The sequence below is a fragment of the Sphingobacterium sp. B29 genome (assembly GCF_001952815.1).
Classification (GTDB): domain Bacteria; phylum Bacteroidota; class Bacteroidia; order Sphingobacteriales; family Sphingobacteriaceae; genus Sphingobacterium; species Sphingobacterium siyangense.
This window is the reverse complement of record NZ_CP019158.1, coordinates 2267306-2287124: the sequence shown is the minus strand read 5'-3', so window position 1 is coordinate 2287124 and position 19819 is coordinate 2267306. Positions and strand designations below refer to the sequence as shown.

Annotated in this window: 18 protein-coding genes; 6 read left to right on the top strand and 12 right to left on the bottom strand. The window is 39.5% G+C overall.

The genetic code is table 11. The features are described from left to right. Positions 1-7: 7 nt before the first annotated feature. The 8 genes from BV902_RS09450 to ettA form a co-directional block, all read right to left on the bottom strand. Complete coding sequence (locus tag BV902_RS09450) at positions 8-826, bottom strand: SDR family oxidoreductase (RefSeq protein WP_070567614.1); 819 nt, start codon at positions 824-826, stop codon at positions 8-10. Between the two features lie 79 nt (positions 827-905). Further along, on the bottom strand, positions 906-1094 hold the full coding sequence (gene ccoS / locus BV902_RS09445) for a cbb3-type cytochrome oxidase assembly protein CcoS (protein WP_075991720.1): 189 nt from the start codon (positions 1092-1094) through the stop codon (positions 906-908). A gap of 5 nt (positions 1095-1099) precedes the next feature. Then, on the bottom strand, positions 1100-3493 hold the full coding sequence (locus BV902_RS09440; protein WP_075991719.1) for a heavy metal translocating P-type ATPase: 2394 nt from the start codon (positions 3491-3493) through the stop codon (positions 1100-1102). A 9-nt stretch (positions 3494-3502) separates the two neighbouring features. Next, positions 3503-4873, bottom strand: a complete 1371-nt coding sequence (hemN, locus tag BV902_RS09435; protein WP_172840661.1) for an oxygen-independent coproporphyrinogen III oxidase — start codon at positions 4871-4873, stop codon at positions 3503-3505. A 1-nt stretch (position 4874) separates the two neighbouring features. Continuing rightward, entirely contained in the window at positions 4875-5291 is a 417-nt protein-coding gene (locus tag BV902_RS09430; protein ID WP_070567181.1) for a lactate dehydrogenase, read from the bottom strand. 373 nt (positions 5292-5664) lie between these two features. Then, positions 5665-6732: a response regulator gene (locus BV902_RS09425; protein WP_075991718.1), complete on the bottom strand. Its 1068-nt coding sequence runs from the start codon at positions 6730-6732 to the stop codon at positions 5665-5667. A gap of 42 nt (positions 6733-6774) precedes the next feature. Beyond that, positions 6775-7959 carry a PAS domain-containing sensor histidine kinase gene (locus BV902_RS09420; RefSeq protein ID WP_075991717.1) on the bottom strand — a complete coding sequence of 395 codons (1185 nt, stop codon included), beginning with the start codon at positions 7957-7959 and terminating at the stop codon, positions 6775-6777. A 9-nt stretch (positions 7960-7968) separates the two neighbouring features. After that, positions 7969-9651, bottom strand: coding sequence for an energy-dependent translational throttle protein EttA (ettA, locus tag BV902_RS09415; protein ID WP_046672222.1), 1683 nt, complete (start codon positions 9649-9651; stop codon positions 7969-7971). 185 nt (positions 9652-9836) lie between these two features. Between ettA and BV902_RS09410 the strand changes: the two genes are divergently transcribed. Both BV902_RS09410 and BV902_RS09405 read left to right on the top strand, forming a co-directional pair. Next, entirely contained in the window at positions 9837-12362 is a 2526-nt protein-coding gene (locus tag BV902_RS09410) for an ATP-dependent Clp protease ATP-binding subunit (protein WP_075991716.1), read from the top strand. A 139-nt stretch (positions 12363-12501) separates the two neighbouring features. After that, positions 12502-12921, top strand: a complete 420-nt coding sequence (locus BV902_RS09405; protein ID WP_075994693.1) for a hypothetical protein — start codon at positions 12502-12504, stop codon at positions 12919-12921. A gap of 68 nt (positions 12922-12989) precedes the next feature. Here the strand turns inward: BV902_RS09405 and recN are convergent, their stop codons facing one another. Further along, complete coding sequence (gene recN / locus BV902_RS09400) at positions 12990-14651, bottom strand: DNA repair protein RecN (protein WP_075991715.1); 1662 nt, start codon at positions 14649-14651, stop codon at positions 12990-12992. A gap of 302 nt (positions 14652-14953) precedes the next feature. Here recN and BV902_RS09395 point away from each other — a divergent pair, with 302 nt between their 5' ends. After that, positions 14954-15568 (top strand): sprT domain-containing protein, encoded by a 615-nt coding sequence (locus BV902_RS09395; protein WP_075991714.1) that lies wholly within the window; start codon positions 14954-14956, stop codon positions 15566-15568. Between the two features lie 67 nt (positions 15569-15635). Further along, a complete protein-coding gene (locus BV902_RS09390; RefSeq protein WP_075991713.1) occupies positions 15636-16049 on the top strand; it encodes a hypothetical protein in 414 nt (137 codons plus the stop codon). 179 nt (positions 16050-16228) lie between these two features. On the opposite strand, the gene BV902_RS09385 is transcribed toward BV902_RS09390, so the two are convergent. Both BV902_RS09385 and BV902_RS09380 read right to left on the bottom strand, forming a co-directional pair. Further along, positions 16229-16489 (bottom strand): hypothetical protein, encoded by a 261-nt coding sequence (locus BV902_RS09385; RefSeq protein WP_075991712.1) that lies wholly within the window; start codon positions 16487-16489, stop codon positions 16229-16231. Positions 16490-16656: 167 nt separating this feature from the next. Further along, the gene (locus tag BV902_RS09380; protein WP_075991711.1) at positions 16657-17670 is read right to left on the bottom strand and encodes a PDDEXK nuclease domain-containing protein; all 1014 of its coding nucleotides are present in this window, start codon (positions 17668-17670) and stop codon (positions 16657-16659) included. Between the two features lie 446 nt (positions 17671-18116). On the opposite strand from BV902_RS09380, the gene BV902_RS09375 reads away from it, so the two are divergent. Beyond that, positions 18117-18902: an alpha/beta hydrolase gene (locus tag BV902_RS09375; RefSeq protein WP_075991710.1), complete on the top strand. Its 786-nt coding sequence runs from the start codon at positions 18117-18119 to the stop codon at positions 18900-18902. 10 nt (positions 18903-18912) lie between these two features. Continuing rightward, complete coding sequence (locus tag BV902_RS09370; protein WP_075991709.1) at positions 18913-19467, top strand: hypothetical protein; 555 nt, start codon at positions 18913-18915, stop codon at positions 19465-19467. Positions 19468-19496: 29 nt separating this feature from the next. On the opposite strand, the gene BV902_RS09365 is transcribed toward BV902_RS09370, so the two are convergent. Next, positions 19497-19745: a WGR domain-containing protein gene (locus tag BV902_RS09365; RefSeq protein WP_075991708.1), complete on the bottom strand. Its 249-nt coding sequence runs from the start codon at positions 19743-19745 to the stop codon at positions 19497-19499. Between the last annotated feature and the right edge of the window lie 74 nt (positions 19746-19819).

Here is a 19819-nt window from a genome sequence, read left to right as displayed (position 1 = left end):
AGTTTAATTAAACGCCACACCATGCATTAAAACCACCATCGACAAAAACCGTCTCCCCTGTCACAAAGGCCGATGCATCGCTCAATAGATAGATTAAAGTTCCTTTTAACTCACGAGGGTCACCCAAACGGTTATAGGGAGTTCCGTTAAGAATACGTTTGGTACGGTCGCTATAAGTACCGTCTGGATTGATCAATAAGTTTTTGTTTTGTTTGGTTAAGAATACACCGGGAGCGATTGCATTGACACGAACTTGATCACCATAACGCTGAGCGAGTTCGGTGGCCATCCATTTTGTATACCCATCGATACCGTGTTTTGCAACAGTATAGCCCAAAACACGTGTAAAAGGACGACTGGCTGTAAGAGAAGATATATTGATGATGACACCTTTTCCGCTTTCAGCAATCACACGACCAATAATATGCGTAGGAATCATTGTACCATACAAATTAAGCTCTATTGCTTTAATGGTATCCTGAATATTGCTCGCAAATAAATCTTGATCGGCACCAATTGTTGCACCTGGAATGTTGCCTCCAACGGCGTTTACTAAAGCGTCTATCCTACCCCACTTTTGCAAAACTTCATCTTTCGCCCGAGTGACATCCTGTTCGTTCATGATGTCAACTTCAATAAATATAGCTTCGCCACCAACAGACTCTACCTGCTGGACACGCTCCGCTCCGATTTGTCCATTACGTCCAAGGATTGCGACTTTGGCTTCTGCCTCGGCCAAAGCCTCAACAAATGCTTCGCCTAAAATCCCTGTACCTCCCGTAATTACAACTACCTTATCTTTTAATGAAAATGGATTATTATGCATGTATTTTTATTTCAAATTGGTATTTACCCCCAATTTTATTGATAATAACCTTAATTACAAAAAAAAGTAATTGATTTAATTACGATAACGTTTTAGTTACGTCACCTTCTTTATCTTCCCCTTCTGTCGTTTCATCATCAAACAGAATCCGTATAGAAGGTGTATAGGTATCGTTATGCTGACCGGTTTTATTTGCCCAGAAAAAAGCACATAGGAAAACCAAAGCCAACAAAACACTACAACCGATCAAAATATACATTATTTCCATAACAACTAGAGTTTACGGCGTTTGGCATACCACCTCGTCATGAGACTTGTAAAGGAGATGATCGTTACCGTACTTATTGGCATTAGAATCGCCGCAAATAACGGCGACATAATACCTTGCACGGCAAAGCTCAATCCAATTACATTATATAAAAGAGATATACCAAAGCTCATATGTATTACTTTCACCGCATCTTTGCTAAAAGCAAAGAAATCCGGCATTTTTGAAAATGACTCCCCATCCAGTATCGCATCGCAGCCGGGAGAGAAGTTATTGATATCATCACTCACGGCGATGCCCAAATCTGCTTTACGCAATGCCCCCGCATCATTAAGGCCATCACCAATCATGCAGACATGCTTTCCTGCTACCTGAAAATTTTGAATGGTTTCCAGTTTTTCCATTGGTGATTGATTAAAAAGCAAACTTGCATTCGAGGGAAAAATTAACTGGAGTGCATCCAGACGTCTATCGTTATCCCCTGAGATTAAATGAAGGTCGTATTCGACTTTAAATTCTTCAATCAAAGCCGAAAGGCCATCCCTCCAGGATTGCTCCATGGTAAAATACCCCTTTAACTCCTCACCTATACGAATAAAAACCACAGAACCATCTGTTTTAATATTACCGATATTCAAAAAGTTAGCACTACCGATTTTAATTTCCTTACCACTTACATTAGCCTGCATCCCCTTTCCCGGAAATTCCTTAAAATCCTGTATCGAAATAGCAGAAGAGACATTCAGCCACTTGACGATTTCACGGCTCAACGGATGGCTAGAGTTTCTACATACCGCATTCAGTAGCTTTTTGTCAACTGCCGAAAGGCTACCTTCAAAATAAATTGAGGTTGCTTTAGGCGACGATATTGTGCCAGTTTTATCGAACACCAGAGTATCAATCCTCGCCATCTGCTCAATAGCAGCCGTATTTTTCACATAGAACTTATTTCGATCAAAAATACTTAGCGCTGCAGAAAGGGTAAATGGAGAGCTCAACGCCAACGCACATGGACATGCAATAATTAATACCGCCGTAAAAGCTCCCCAAGCCCGGCTTGCACTCCCATCAACGGCCCAAAATAAGGCAGCCAATAGTGCAATAGCCAATAAAACAACAGTAAAATATTTACTTATAAAGTTGACAAAAGTCTGAAAATGTTTGTCGTAATCTTTATAATTCTCATTATTCCATAATTTGGTCAAATAGGACTGTGAAATCGGTTTGACCACTTCAAGTTCTATCGCTTCCCCCGTCTGGCGTCCGCCGGCATAGATAATTTCGCCTAAGGTCTTACTGACCGGACTTGATTCTCCCGTTACAAAGCTAAAATCTATCGCAGCATCACCTTTTAAAAGCATAGCATCGGCCGGTATAATTTCATTGTTCCGAACCAAGATACGGTCACCTATATGAACGTCAGCTAATTGTACAGGTTTATCCCCCGATTCGGTCAATACTGTTACAGCCACCGGAAAATAACTCCGGTAATCCCGTTCAAATGAGATGTGATAATAGGTACGTTGTTGTACCCATTTTCCGATCAATATAAAAAATACAAGACTACAGAGTGTATCCGTAAAACCAGCTCCTGTCTGCGTGATCACCTCAAACGCGGAACGCAAAAATAACACGAGGATTCCCAGAGCTAATGGCACATCCAGATTCAACCGCTTTTGTTTCAGACTCCAATAGGCCGATTTGAAATAATCCGACGCACAATACAATAAAACAGGGAGACCAAAGGCAAGGTTTATATAACCAAAGAAATTGGCATATTCCTTTTCAAAACTCCCCATTCCAAAATAATCAGGGAAACTGAATAACATAGAATTTCCAAAACAGAAACCGGCAACAGCAATTTTTGCGACCAAAGGATTCAGATTATTTCTATTCCCTTCCTTTACAACATCCTGCAAAGTGATTTTAGGGTCATAACCGATATGGACCAAAAGATAAACCAGGTCTTTCAATGGCAGCCCATTGTGATTGAATGTAATGCTCGCTTGTTTCTTCATAAAGTCCACGCGCGACTGCAGTACATTGGGATTGAGTTTATATAAATTTTCCAGCAACCAGATACAAGAGCTACAGTGAATAGCCGGAATATAAAAGGTGATGATGGTCATCTTATCATCTTTATAATCCACTAATTTATCGGCAATCTGTGGTTCATCCAGATAAGAAAAATCTTCTTGCTTGGATTTATTTGATTTACCCGGGTGCTGATTATAGCGATAATATTGCTGCATACCACTATCGTTCAGGACTTGGTAAACGGTCTGACACCCCAGACAGCAAAAATCGTGATGATCGAGCTGATAACCCGTTTCCTCAATTTTATCGCCGCAATGGAAACATTTTTCTGCAAGTTGTATTTCATCCCTTAGCTCTGCCATACCTTCGTTCTAAATTGCCTGACTAAATAATTGATTTTGTGCTTTTGAACGCAATAATCGCTGATCAAAGGCCATACAGATATTTCTTAAAAAAGAGCGTCCAATAGCAGTACATTGAATTAGGTCGCCGGTAATGGAGACTAAACCATCTGCAACAAGTTCAGACAATTCGTCGATAATCTGCTCATTCAACGGCGCACCTGTCGGCAACTGCACTTTGCCTTTACACATCATATCGAGGATATAACGCCTTACAAGAAGATCCTCCTCGTTGAGTATATGTCCTTTTATAACGGGCAATACCCCCGCATCAATAAGTTTATGGTATTCTTCTACGGTCTTCACATTTTGAGCAAAAGCCCCCCAGGCATCGCTGATCGAAGAGACTCCGATACCGATTAACAAGGGACTAAATCGATCGGCATACCCCATAAAATTGCGATGTAATCTTTCTTGTTGAAAAGCGACAAATAACTCGTCCTCTCTTTTCGCAAAATGATCCATACCGACATCTTCATAGCCATGGGCCAAAATCATTTTTTTTCCAAGGTTATACAAGGCGAGTTTGGCTGCGCCATGAGGTAGATCTGCTTCAGTATAATGCCGTTGACCGGGTTTTATCCAAGGCACGTGGGCATAGCTATAGAAAGAGATCCGGTCTGGACCGAGCAGCATCGCTTTTTGGATCGTATCTTCCACCGAAGCCAATGTTTGCTTAGGCAATCCATAGATCAAATCGAAGTTGATCGACTCAAATCCAATTTTCCGCGCATTCAGCATCACTTCTTTCACTTCCGCCGATGTTTGATGTCGGTTGATCACAAACTGCACAAGTGGATCAAAATCCTGTATTCCCAGGCTCAAGCGCCGAAACCCCAAGTCAAATAAGGTTTCTAAATGTGTGACGGTTGTATTAGCAGGGTGAGCTTCAAAAGAGAATGAACGGTCAGGAGCCAGGTCTGCGTGTTTAAGGATCCCCTCAATCAGTACCTTCAAATTATCCGGATGGAAAAAGGTCGGAGTACCACCACCCAAATGTATTTCCGCCAATAACGGTCTTTCTCCCTTAAATAAAGCGACATACATTTCCCATTCTTTCAAAAGAGCGGCAATATAAGGTTCTTCAACGCGATGGTTTTTTGTAATGCGCGTATTGCAACCACAATACGTACATAGGCTTTCACAAAAAGGAAGGTGAATATATAAGCTGATACCTTTTTCTTTCGACTGCTGGAAAGTTTGGTAGACTTGATTAGTCCAAGCTGCCCGGGAAAATGCTTCATTATCCCAAAAGGGAACAGTAGGATAGCTTGTATAGCGCGGTGCGGCAACATTATATTTTTGCACCAATTCTTCCATTGTAACCTGCGATGTAATCATTTTATTTTATTTTTTTAGCACAGTCGTTTAGACAACAACAAGCTTTACCCACACATTTTTCTAATCCCCATAAGTTGAGATTCCGGACCGTCTGCTCTGCCAGTCCTTTTGGACTCTGATCTTCAAATGGCGCATTGGCAATCTGAATATTCAAATCTCCAGCCTTTACCAGATCGATATGAGCAGTATCCTTACTGCGGGTCATAATCTTATTGATCCCTAACCCTTTTAAATTAAGTAGCATGCTCTCGTCCAACATATCGCTCACGGAAATAACTACCGCATCTTTTCCACGCGCGTAATTCTGTGTCTCCGCATTTAATCCATTTGAAATCAAAGTCAAATCATGTTGTTTGGCATTTGCCAATGCCCAAAACTCTTTTTCAAATGACCTTACATTATATACTACTACTTTCATTCTGATTCTACAATCACCAATTAAGGTTTATCCTAAGAACAAAAGTAAATCATGCATATGGGCAAAAAGATGATATAGCACCACACCTTAAAATGATATTTATCACAATTCACAAAAACTTGCATGATTTCGCTAACATCAACAGCTGTAAAAGTCAACCGAAAGCTATTATATGGCCAATAATCGCGTACTATACGTTCATTGAAACCAATGAAACCAAACTAGTTCAATAAAACGGCATAGCGAACTCGCATTGATACTTTAATGAAAAGACACAAATCAGTAAACATAGGCTATCAGAAAAAAAGCGTGTTCAGAAAAACTGAACACGCCTTTTTTAGTAAATTGATTTTTAAATCTTAGCTGCTGATCGCTACTGCTTCACATCCCGCAGGTTCTTGATAGAATTGATGTATATCTTCCCTTTTTCTTTCGAAATCAGTTTTTCTTCTTTAAAGTCGGAGAGTATACGGGAAACAGTTTCATTGGCTGTCCCTGCAATTGAAGCTAGGCCGTCTCGTGTCACATCAATTGAGCATGCATCAGCCTCATTGATATTAACTCCACTTTTTTCAGCAACGCTAATCAACGCATTGGCGACACGCTTGCGGACAGAATGATAGGCAAAACCCAGCAATTGCTCTTCTTTTTCCCGTAAATCGACAGAAAGAAGCTTTATAAATTTACTGGCTATTGCAGGTTTTTTCCATAACAGCTCCAAAAAACTATCCTTTGGAATCAATACAATTTCACTTTGTTCAACAGCTTCGGCGTAGTCTTCATAATTATCATTCAGCAAAATCGAGGCATAACCAAAGTAATTTCCTTTAATAAAAATCCCCGTAGACAGCTCACGTCCATCTTTATAGGACTTAAAGCTGCGCACCTGACCAGATTTCACAAAATAGACGTACGTTGGCGAATCATCTTTTTCATAAATAGACTGTTTTTTCTTCACTGTTTTCACCCGTGAATTGGCAATTAGCTCTTTTAGCAACAATACCTGCTCTTCGGCGCTCAAACTCAAATCTTCTTCCTGAGGGATATCTGCTGCAAGCTGCTCATGTCTTTTGAGGCGAACATCTATTGCATTCATCAATTCAACATCATCAAAAGGTTTCGTCAAATAATCATCCGCCCCCATTTCCATCGCTTTGCGCATATCTGCGCGTTCCGCTTTGGCAGTCAGAAAAATGAACGGAATTTTGGTTGTACTCTCAATTTTGCTTAACATAAATAAGACTCCGTAACCATCCAATTCAGGCATCATGATATCACAGAGAATCAAATCAGGAATATGTCTTGTCGCCAGGTCGACGCCAACGCGCCCATTTTCGGCTGTAATGACATCATACCTTCCTGTCAACTCCAATATTTCGGTAGTCCCTTCTCGGATATCGATATTATCTTCAATAATTAGAATTGTCTTTTTATTTCTCATCTGCAATTATTTATTCAGTTATGCGAATCTGCAAGTTCACCTTTATTTAAAGCTTACTCTGAATGAAGTTCCTTTGTGTACTTCCGATTCAAATTCCATCTGCCCCGCCATCAATTCGATGTATCGTTTTACAATATTCAAACCTAATCCTGTACCAGGGATATTACCTGTATTATGTGCTCTAAAAAAAGGCTCAAACAAATGTACCTGATCTTCCTCGGGTATACCAATACCATTGTCTTTCACGGATATTAAGCAGCCTTCGTCGTCGATACAAGTTGTGAATTCGATCAAGGTATCTTCTCCGGAATATTTGATCGCGTTGGAGATTAAGTTGACCAATGCATTTTTCAACAAATTTGGATCTAGGGTGAAATGCCCAATTTCTCCGGTATGTTGGTATACAATATGCTGATTTTTCTTACAGATCAATTGCATTTCTTCGGTGATCTCTTCTGCCAGCTCAACGAGATTGATGTACTTCTTATTCATCACAACAATACCCGCTTCCAATTTTTCAAGTGACAGAAAGTCGTTCAGGATACTTGTGAGCAATTGAACTGCACTTTTAATTTTATTGGTATGTTTAATGATATTAGCCTTATCATCCGGTCGTTCGGAATACTTTTCAATCAGAGAAGCCGAAAGCTGAACCGAGCTTAAAGGTGTCCGGAACTCATGCGAGGCCATGGACACAAACCGTGATTTCAGCTGGTTAAGTTCAATTTCTTTTTCCAAAGACTTTGAGACTTCTGCTTTCGCTTTTTCAAGTTCAGATACCAGAGAGATCAGGTCGCGTGTACGCTCACTGACTTTATGTTCAAGTTCGGCTGCATGTTGCTTGAGCATATCCTCGGCAGCTTTCTCACGCGATAAATCGTGAATAAAGCCGGTAAAGATATTCTTATCTTTTAACCAAACCTCACTGACTGCCAAGCGGAATGGAAATGTTTCTCCATTTTTCTTTAAGCCCATCACTTCACGGCCGATTCCGATAATTTTCTTGTGACCTGTGGTTTGGTAATTATGCAGATAACCATCGTGATTACCACGATCAGGTTCAGGCATTAACATGGAGATATTGTGTCCGATCACTTCTTCAGCCTGATAACCGAACAATTCCAAGGCAGCAGGGTTAATGCTTTCCACATTCCCCCTGTTGTCTATGGTAATTATTCCATCAATAGCGTGATCTATTATAGCAGCTAAAAGCCTTCCACCGTCCATGATCGTTGCTTATTTTACCAGTTTCTTGTATTTAATACGGTGCGGTGTCACGTCACCAACACGTTTTTTACGGTTTTCTTCATATTCAGTGTAGTTACCTTCAAAGAAATAAACCTGTGAATCCCCTTCAAAAGCAAGGATATGTGTACAGATACGATCCAGGAACCATCTATCGTGGGAGATCACAACGGCACAACCACCGAAATTCTCCAAGCCTTCTTCCAGTGCCCGTAAGGTATTTACATCAATATCATTGGTCGGCTCATCAAGTAAGAGCACATTTGAGCCTTCTTTGAGTGTAATAGCCAAGTGAACACGGTTACGTTCTCCACCAGAAAGTACACCTACTTTCTTTTGTTGATCAGCACCGTTAAAATTAAATTTGGAAACGTAAGCTCTTGAGTTTACCGAGCGATTGCCCAGCATCATATTGTCGCTGCCACCCGTAATATTTTCCCAAACCGATTTTTCAGGATCGAGGTCGTGGTGCATTTGGTCTACGTAACCCAATTTTACTGTTTCTCCGACCTTGAACGAACCCGTGTCAGGTGTTTCCTGACCTGTAATCAGACGGAATAAGGTTGTTTTACCCGCACCGTTGGGTCCAATAATCCCTACGATACCCGCAGGCGGCAACATGAAACTCAAGTTTTCAAACAAGATACGATCGCCATACGCTTTGGAAATATTAGTTGCCTCAATGACCGAATTACCTAAACGTGGTCCCGGTGGAATAAACAATTCCAATTTTTCTTCGCGTTCTTTCGTTTCCTCAGAAGCTAATTTTTCATAGTTATGCAAACGAGCTTTCGATTTGGCGTGGCGTGCTTTCGGTGCCATACGCACCCATTCCAGCTCACGTTCCAAGGTTTTTTGACGTTTGGTTTCCTGTTTTTCTTCCTGTGCCAAGCGTTTTGCTTTTTGATCTAACCAAGAAGAATAATTTCCTTTCCAAGGAATACCCTCTCCGCGATCCAATTCAAGAATCCATCCAGCTACATTATCCAAGAAATAACGGTCGTGGGTAACGGCAATGACCGTTCCTTTATATTGTTTTAAATGTTGTTCTAACCAATCAATCGACTCGGCGTCCAAGTGGTTGGTCGGCTCATCTAGGAGTAATACATCAGGTTCCTGCAACAATAAGCGACATAATGCTACACGTCTGCGCTCGCCACCTGACAAATTGACAATCTTCGCATCTGGTTCGGGGCAACGTAAAGCATCCATTGCTCTTTCCAATTTCGAATCGATTTCCCAAGCGTTAGTGGCATCAATGATATCCTGAAGTTCCCCTTGTCTAGCCAACAATTTGTCCATCTCATCGGCATTTTCATACACCTCTGGCAAGCCAAATTTTTCGTTGATTTCTTCGTATTCCTGTAAGATGGCTGTAATTTCAGCGACACCTTCCTGAACGACTTCAAGAACAGTCTTTTCAAGATCCAATTGAGGTTCTTGTGCTAAATAACCCACAGAGTAACCTGGGGAGAACACCACCTCGCCTTGGTAGGACTTATCCAATCCAGCGATAATTTTTAATAGGGAAGATTTACCTGATCCGTTTAAACCGATCACGCCGATCTTCGCGCCATAGAAAAAAGATAAATAGATATTTTTTAACACTTGTTTTTGAGGCGGATAGATTTTGTTGACACCCGCCATCGAAAAAATGATCTTCTCGTCTGACATAAAATTTAAAAAAATTCGAAAACTCTTATTATATTAACATACAAATGTAATCTTTTATACTGACATTTTGGACGTATAACGGTCATGGCTTAATTGTTGATGACATTATTTAAAATAATTTTAAGGTTTGAAATGCAGAATTTACTACATTTATATATCCTTAATATAAAACAGAAAGGTATTCAATGGAAGCAAAATTTTCACCGCGCGTAAAGGATGTCATATCGTACAGTAGAGAGGAAGCTTTGAGATTGCGTCACGATTATATAGGAACGGAGCATTTATTGCTCGGATTGATTCGTGAAGGCGATGGTATGGCGATAAAGATCCTTAAAAACATAGGCATTGACACGACAGCACTACGTCAATCTGTGGAGGACGCAGTGAAGGGGGCATCGGTTTCACGCGCTCCTATTGGCAATATGCCATTAACAAAACAGGCTGAAAAAGTTTTGAAGATCACTTATTTGGAAGCTAAAATATTCAAATCGGACATCATCGGAACGGAGCATCTATTATTGGCTATCTTACGAGATGAAGATAATATTGCTTCTCAGATTTTACAACAATACAATGTGACTTACGACATCTTCAAATCTGAAGTTGAGCAAAATAGAACGACCATCAAGGATGAAGCTCCGGGCTCTCCTACCGGCGACGATGATTTTGCTGAGGATGATCAATATATCCAACCTAAAAAAGTTTCGGATATCAAATCCAAAACTCCGGTATTGGACAACTTTGGCCGTGATTTGACCAAAGCTGCCGAAGAGGGTAAATTGGATCCTATTGTGGGTCGCGAAAAAGAAATTGAGCGTGTATCTCAAATTTTATCCCGACGCAAGAAGAACAATCCTTTGTTGATCGGTGAACCGGGAGTTGGTAAATCAGCTATTGCGGAGGGACTTGCTCTTCGTATTGTTCAACGCAAGGTATCACGTGTATTATTCAATAAGCGTGTAGTCACATTGGATCTGGCTTCATTGGTTGCTGGAACAAAATACCGAGGTCAATTTGAAGAACGTATGAAAGCGGTCATGAATGAACTGGAGAAATCACCGGATGTCATCTTATTTATCGATGAGATTCACACCATCGTTGGTGCAGGTGGCGCTTCAGGATCGTTAGATGCTTCCAATATGTTCAAACCAGCCTTGGCAAGAGGAGAAATCCAATGTATTGGTGCAACCACATTGGACGAATATCGTCAATACATTGAAAAAGATGGTGCTTTGGACCGTCGTTTCCAACGGGTAACAATTGAGCCGGCAACGCATGATGAAACGGTTGAGATATTGAATCGTATCAAGGAGAAATATGAGGATCACCACAATGTGACCTACACTCCCGAAGCGATCGAAGCCTGTGTGTCATTAACAACACGTTATATTACAGACAGATTCTTACCAGATAAGGCTATTGATGCTTTGGATGAGGCAGGCTCTCGCGTGCACTTAAACAATATTCATGTACCGCAGTCCATTATTGACATTGAAAATAAAATTGAAGAGGTCAAATTGGAAAAGAACAAAGTCGTTCGTAGTCAAAAATACGAAGAGGCTGCCAAATTGCGTGATACGGAGAAAAAATTGATCGAAGAGCTCGAGAAAGAAAAAATCGCTTGGGAAGAAGAGACAAAATCTAAACGCTATACTGTTTCAGAAGAAAATGTTGCTGAAGTAGTGGCCATGATGACAGGTATTCCAGTACAACGTGTTAGTCAAACAGACAGTCAAAAACTGTTGAATATGGCTGAGTTGATGAAGGGAAGAATCATTGGTCAAGATGACGCTGTAGGTAAATTGGTGAAAGCTATTCAACGTACACGTGCGGGCTTGAAGGATCCTAAAAAACCAATCGGGTCATTTATCTTCTTGGGTCCTACTGGGGTTGGTAAAACAGAGTTGGCTAAAGAATTAGCGCGATTTATGTTTGATACAGAAGATGCACTGATCCAAATTGACATGAGCGAATACATGGAGAAATTTGCGGTATCTCGCCTTGTTGGAGCGCCTCCAGGATATGTTGGTTATGAAGAAGGTGGTCAATTGACTGAAAAAGTACGTCGTAAACCTTATGCGGTTGTCTTATTGGATGAGATTGAGAAAGCTCACCCGGATGTATTTAATCTCATGTTACAGGTGTTGGACGAAGGCCAATTGACAGATAGTTTGGGCCGTAAAGTAGATTTCAGAAATACCATAATCATTATGACTTCAAATATTGGGGCACGCCAATTGAAGGAATTTGGTCAGGGTGTTGGTTTCACCACTGCAGCAAAATCACAACAATCTGATGCGCATTCACGTGGAGTTATTGAAACCGCTTTGAAAAGAGCTTTCGCTCCTGAATTTTTGAACCGTATCGATGATGTGATTGTATTCAACTCATTGACAAAAGAGAATATCTTCAAAATCATTGATATTGAATTAAGGTCATTGTTCAAACGTATCGCTGATTTGGGTTATACCATCAATTTAACCGATGAGGCAAAAGATTTCATCGCAGACAAAGGTTATGACAGTAATTTTGGTGCACGTCCATTAAAACGAGCAATCCAAAAATATCTTGAAGATCCGATTGCAGAAGAGATCCTCAAAGGAAATGTGCAAACTGGTTCAGTTTTGACCGTGAGCATTAATCCTGAAACCAAAGATATTGAGGTTTCTAGCTCAGATTCTAAGTCTTCAAAAGATACAGCTGAGAAGTAAGCTTCAGCCATCTTTAAAAATAATTTCAATAAAATGCACCTTTATGGTGCATTTTTTGTTGTATATGAATTTGGCGTTAAACTTTCGCACTATTTTATCGTCCTATAATAAAAAAATTATCACAAATAACACAAACAATATGAAAAGACTTTTATTCGCAGCATTAATTGGAACCGCAGCCCTGGTTTCATTTTCTTCTTGTAAGAAGGAATATATTACTCAAGAAGTGAACGTTTTAGACGGCACAAGTTATGTATTTCCCGTAAAATCAACTGAATGGGTCAAAGAGGGTACTAATACTTATAGAAAAGATATCGCCATCAAAGATTTAGATAAACGTTATTATGAAGACGGTCATGTTAGCGTGGCCATAAATGTGGACGCTACTCCTGATAGATATGAAGCGATTCCTTCAGAACTATATGGATATCAGTTTTCGTACAACTATTCTATTGGCGTCGTACGTATTTACGCTAACGACGTAAGTGGGGGAGCTCCAGCTGCACCGGACAATATGATCGTTAAAGTTGTTTTAACAGATGCCACTATAGGAAACTAGTAAAAAGATCGTGAAAAATTAAAATGCCTCAAAAGTTGAATTCTTTTTGGGGCATTTTTTTATGTTAACTATCCTTTCAGTAACAACTCCGCATGTTCCAATGCTGCATCTGTGGGATTGGCCCCACTAAGCATCTGAGCGATTTCCTTGACTCTCCCCTCTTGATCTAAACGAACAATGTTAGATATGGTTCGGTTGGCTTTGTCTTCCTTATATACTTTATAATGCGCAGCACCTTTAGCGGCAATTTGCGGTAAATGGGAAATAGCAATAACCTGCATATTCTCAGCAAGACTTTCCATCACCTCTCCTACGCGTAGCGCAACCTCTCCAGAGATTCCTGTATCGATCTCATCAAAAATAATAGTAGGTAATGCAGAAGTTTTAGCAACTAAGGATTTAATGGCCAACATAACACGAGAAAGCTCTCCTCCCGATGCAACCTTATGAATGGATTGCAATGCCTGTCCTTTATTGGCCGAAAATAAAAACTGTATTGAATCCATCCCCGATTCCCGCATATCCCCTTCCTTTAATGGTTCCAGATTAATTTGAAGTCGTGCATTCGGCATACCTACATTTGACAAGGTCGCTTGCACATCCTTTGCGATCATCTCCAGTACCTTTCTTCTGGCTGCTGATAGTTCCTTTGCGTTTTTCTGGGCAATGGCTAATTTAGCCACAACCTCTTTTTCCAATCGCTCCAATTGCTCATCCGAAGAATTTATAGCAAACAGTTTGGATTCAAGATCATCACGTAATTTGATCAGCTCCTCAACGGAGTCCACATGATGTTTTTTCTGTAAGGAATACAATAAACTCAAGCGCTCATTTATTTCCAATAAAGTACCTTCGTCGATTTGGGTATCCTCCTCAAGAGAGCTCAGCTCTGCTGCGACATCCTTCAGCTCAATCCATGTGCTCTTTAATCGTGCAGCCAAATCTGCAGCCTCAGGCAGAAATGAGGCAATGCCTTCCACCTGGCTCATCGTCTCTTTTAAACGGCTTAAAACTGCCGTATCTTCATTTTCCAATAGATTTGATGCCCCAGTTAGTGCACGTTTGATATCTTCTGCATTTTCCAACTGCCGCTGTTGTACTTCGAGTTGTCCCTGTTCATCTGCGACCAATCGGGCGGCGTCAAGTTCATCAAATTGAAACTGAAAATAATCCTGTTCTATTGCAGCTTTTTTTACCAGATCCTTAAATTCTTCGAGTTCTTTTTTTGCTTTCTTATAAGCGAAGAAGCTCTCTCGATAGCTTTGCTTCAGTCCGAAAGAGCCTGCTACACTATCCACTACCAAAAACTGAAAATCTTCTGTATTAATCTGCAATGTTGCATGTTGAGAATGCACATCAATCAACTGCTCGCCTAAAGCTTTAAGGATAGCCAGGGTGACGGGAGAATCATTAATAAATGCCCGGGATTTACCATCGGGAGATATCTCTCTTCGAATAATCGTATGGTCCGCGTAATCGAGATCATTTTCCTCAAAAAAACGAAGTAGCTGGTAAGAACCAATTTTAAATTCCCCTTCAATCACACATTTCTTGGTTGGGTCGAAAAAATGCTTGCCTTCTGCTCTATTTCCTAAGATCAACGATAATGCTCCCATGATAATAGATTTACCGGCACCGGTTTCACCGGTAATCATATTCAAACCTTTATCAAATTGGATTTCCAATTCGTTGATGAGCGCATAATTTCTAATATGTAAGGTATCTAGCATATTCTTGAAGGTCTAATTACAGTTTAGAGGAAATACCGTTCCTCAATCGGATCCTATGTTTCATGAACCTTTCTGTAGGTAATTTACCTAAAACTCAGGCGATTTCAATATATTTTATTTAAAAAAACAGCTACTCTGCTTTAATAACATGCCCACTTTTAATATTCTTAGGTACTAAATACTAAAAATAATATCATTTTTCCAAATTAAAAACTACTATTTTTAGTAAACTGCTTTTATTTTTGACAAAAGAATGTTCTCATTTAGCACTATTGACATGAATAAATCCCTATTTTTATGGCATGCAAGATTATAGTGCTACGCTTAAAAAATACATGCCTGAAGAAGCTGCGCCGATTATATCCAACTGGATTAATCATACCCGCTGCTTATTTAAGATCTCTCGTTCAAGGAGTACCAAACTGGGAGATTACCGTGCACCGTTTAAAGGAAGCCCACACCGCATCTCAGTCAACCATGACTTAAATTCCTATTCATTTCTGATTACGACGATCCATGAATTTGCCCATTTACAAACCTGGAACAAACACCAGCATCGTGTCAAGCCACATGGTACTGAGTGGAAAAATAATTTCAAGGAACTGATGGAGCCCTTCCTTAAATTAAATATTTTTCCAATCGATATTAGCAGTGCCATTCATCGCTACATGGAAAACCCCGCGGCTTCAAGCTGCACGGACCTTCACCTGTTTCGCACCTTAAAATCATACGATACCGTCAAAACCAGTGCCCTTACGGTGGAATCTTTGGAGGATGGCCATTTCTTTAAACTAAAAAATGGTCGTTCATTTCAACGCATTGAAAAGATAAGAAAACGCTATAAGTGCATGGAATTGAACAGCAAACGCATGTACTTATTCAATCCAATAGCGGAGGTATTTCTGCTAGAACAATGATTTTTGACAAATACATTCATTATATTTTTATCTTTGCTAACTTAGGAAATAATTAAAGAGAGCTTTTATGTTACACTTACACTCGACTATAGCAATTGTATTATTGCTAGCCCTGGTGATATCGATCGTGATCACCCTATCAAACTATTTAGGCAACAAACCGTACAACCGTAAAATTGCTTTATTGGGTTTTATCGCATCGCATATTCAATTATTGGTGGGATTGATCTTATTCTTTTATTTAAAGTATCCATCGATGATCTCTGGCGCCGTAATGAAAGATCCGACATTACGTTTTAAAATCATCGAACACCCATTAACTATGATCATTGCTATTGTATTGATCACAATTGGTTACTCTAAAGCTAAAAAGATTGAAAATGCCAGAAAAGCAAACCAAACGGTTGTTATTTTCTATATCATCGGTTTGATCTTGATGCTTGCTCGTATTCCTTGGTCTACTTGGTCACTTTTCGCATAGTCTGCGATAATCATACAAAAAAAAGGCCTCACTATCGTGAGGCCTTTTTTTTGTATCTTGTAGATCATGGAAGCATAACGGGACGGGATCGTCCACGATGAACTGAGTTAGAAAAAAGGATTAAAATATAAAAGCCCCAGTAAACTGGGGCTTTCAAATATCTTAGTGTTGACTTTTAATTAGTCACGGTTTTTTCCAAATCCCAAAATTCCGAAAACGGTTTTGAATGCGATAAGTGCACCTACGATCATGGAGATGTTAGCTATTGCGGAAAACAAAAAAGTTTGTTGACCCATTGCCGCACATACATCCGGTACAAAACGGATAAATGTACCTATTAAACCTAAAGCGATCGCTACTACCAATGTTTTGTAGTAATGAGTTTGGTTCGCATTATTATCAGTTGTCTTTGGACCTCTTGGTTGTACAGTTTCTGCCATTTCAATTTCGATTTTATTCGATACAAATGTACAAAATAATCTATGTTAGAAAAATAAAAATGAAAAAAGCGGAAACTCAGGGCTTTCATCTCCCAATGCTTATAAATTAACTCGGTTTAGCGCGTTTAAAATTCCCTTAAATGGCGCCATATAAACGCTTGAAAGTTCTACTCAGCGTCACTTTTACCTACAAAACTATTCAACTCTTTATTCACCTCATCCAGCAACTGTTGCTCTGTAGGCAGGTAAAGGTCGTATTGACTGGCAACAATCTGTTTTTGTCCCTCAGGGAGCGTAAATTTGACGACCGCATCGTTTTTACTCGCACATAGTAAGATGCCAACCGTCGGATGTTCATGCGGGAGCTTTTCGATACGATCGTAGTAATTGACATACATTTGCAGCTGACCGATGTCTTGATGCGTTAATTTATGGGTCTTAATCTCAATGATCACAAAACTTTGCAACAAACGGTTGTAAAAGACCAAATCAACAAAAAACTCATCGCCTTCGATATGAATACGTTTTTGTCTAGCGACAAATGAAAAGCCATTCCCTAATTCTAATAAGAACTCTTGAAGATGGGCAATAATGGCGCCCTCAAGATCTTTCTCATAGTAAGCGCTTTCCCGTTTCAAACCCAAAAATTCCAGCACCATCGGATCTTTGATAATCTCCTTCGCATCGGAAGGCATCTTTTCCTTTTTCGCTACAGCCAACACACTTTCTTTATCGTTGCTAAGCAACAGGCGTTCGTATAAATTACTAAAAACTTGTCTTTCGAGCTGTCGTGATGTCCAGTTATTTTTGATTGTTTCAGCCGTATAGAATTCTCTTTGTTCGTCCAAGTCAAGTCGCATTAACAATCGATATTGCGTCCAGCTCAATTGCGAACGCAGTGCGTTCGCAATTGGAAATACCCGGTAAAACTGCCGGAACAATTCAATTTGCCTTCGCGAGAATCCACTCCCAAATTCAGGTTCCAAGGCCTTAGCAAGATATTGGGTCAGATATTTCCCATAATCGGCCCTATCTTTACCTTGCTGTTCCTGCTCAAAAATACGTTTACCTATGTGCCAGTACATTAATGTGCGTTGATGATCGACAGCACGCACAGCATTTTCCTTGGACTGCACAATAATTGCCTTTATATCGGATACTAAAGTTTGATCGGACAACATAATTGTTTATTTTCTTGGTATTACCTCTGTAAATGAATAATACAAAGATAACTATAAATAATTTAAATACTAATTATTTTAGCAAATAATTCCCTGCACATCAAATTTAATTACCCTATTCAAGAATTATTAGCTAAAATGATTCTTTTCTATACTTTTAAATTTCAGTTCCTTTTTAAAATCAACAGAATAGGAGATACGCGAGAATTTACTTTTATTCTATCATAAAGTTTGGCTAACTTCACTGACAAGAAGAAAAGTAAATGAAAATAGCTGACAATTATTTATCTGGTTTAAAGAAAGGATAATATGACAATGGTAACGAAGAAACCTGGAATCATTTTGAACAGATTAAACATGGTGCAAGGAAAACAGATATTTTTATAAATGCGATAAAGCTAATTTAAAAAATCTATTGGATGGATTAAAACGTATAAAAAAAACCAATGAATGCCTTTAAATTAAGATATCCTATTATATTGATCCATGGTACTGCAGCTGGAGATAGTAGTTTGTTTTGGGGCAGGATTCCCAAGACTTTCAAAAAAAACAATATTTCATTTTTTTATGGTAAGACCGATGGATGGGGCACCGTTGCTAACAATGCACAGATGCTGAAAAGAAATCTGTCAGATCTTGCAGAAAAAACAGGTGTCACTAAATTTAATCTCATCGCGCATTCTAAAGGTGGGATCGACGCTCGCTATTTTATTTCAACGCTAAAAGGCCATCAAATGGTGGCCTCCTTAAGCACAATAACCACGCCACACTTCGGAACACCAATAGCAGATTATCTAATAGAAAAACATCTATCCGGGGATTCTGTTACAAAAAAACTGATCCAACGTATTTCTTTTTTATTTGGAGGGCAATCTCCCGCCCCAATCGAATTAATCCGAGATCTCAGTGTAAAAAAAATGCGTGCTTTCAACCAGCTCAACCCCAATATGGACAATGTATTTTATCAGAGCTTTGCTTCGACAATGAATAAGCCACAGGATGATTTATTGTACGCATTGAGTTTTAAATACCTAACGGGACTGGCAGGTAAAAATGATGGGATGGTCCCATTAGAAAGTGCAATGTGGGGAGCCAACTTTAAACATATACATGCTTCTCAGGGTATCTCGCATGCTGGTATTACTGATATCACCCGTAACAATATTGGGAATGTACATATACCACAAATCTACTTAGACATTATTAGTGGATTAGGAGCTTTAGGATTATAACGATTAACAAATGTATACGCTATATGCGCTAATTTTTTTGATATGGTTTGGCATTCCAGGCCTATTCATCTATTTAATGTACTGGATTCTAAAAAAATCTGGCCGTAAAAAGTTGGGAACTATCGTCTCGATTGTTTTAATATTGCCTTTTCTTATGCTCACGCTATACCTACTATTTGATGATCTATTATTCTCTAAATCTGATGCAAGACAACTACTCAGCGAACACCATATCACGCTAAACGATGATTTTAAAATTATTTCCAATCAAAGTGGTGGCTTAAGAGATTACACACATCAATTTGAACTATCTATTTCCGAAAAAGACAAACAATCTTTTATCAATCAACGAACTTGGAGTGACAAAATGGATGAAAGAATAGAAGTTCATAGCTCTGCGGTAGACAGATATGAAGGTGACACGCTACGCGCCAATTATCATGACAATGATTCCTATACCTATTCCATGTATCGTCCAAATGGCAAAGGCATCACTCCAACATTTATAAAAATCTGTGTATCCAATCATAAAAATACATTGACATACGAAGAGATCTTAGACTAATTCAATAACTGGCTGGCAGCCGTTGGCTGTCAAACAGCGGATCCTTTTTCCTTGCTATCTGCATCTACAGCACCATCTTCAGAATAGCCTTTTTTAGTCTTCTCCGCAATTAGTTTTTCAGCATCCTTTAGACAGGCTTCCTCGGAATCAAAGGTTTTACTTTTACTTTGCCCAGCGGTTCCGTTCCGTCCGTAGGTGATTGTATGGGTTGCTCCCGAAGTTTGTATTTCCCAAAATTTATCCGATGTACCGTCTATGTATTTTAAGTGCTTAAACATTATTTATAACTGTAATATCAATTATTTCGCTTACTGTTTAAATATAACGAAAGTAGCGAAAAAAACGTATATTG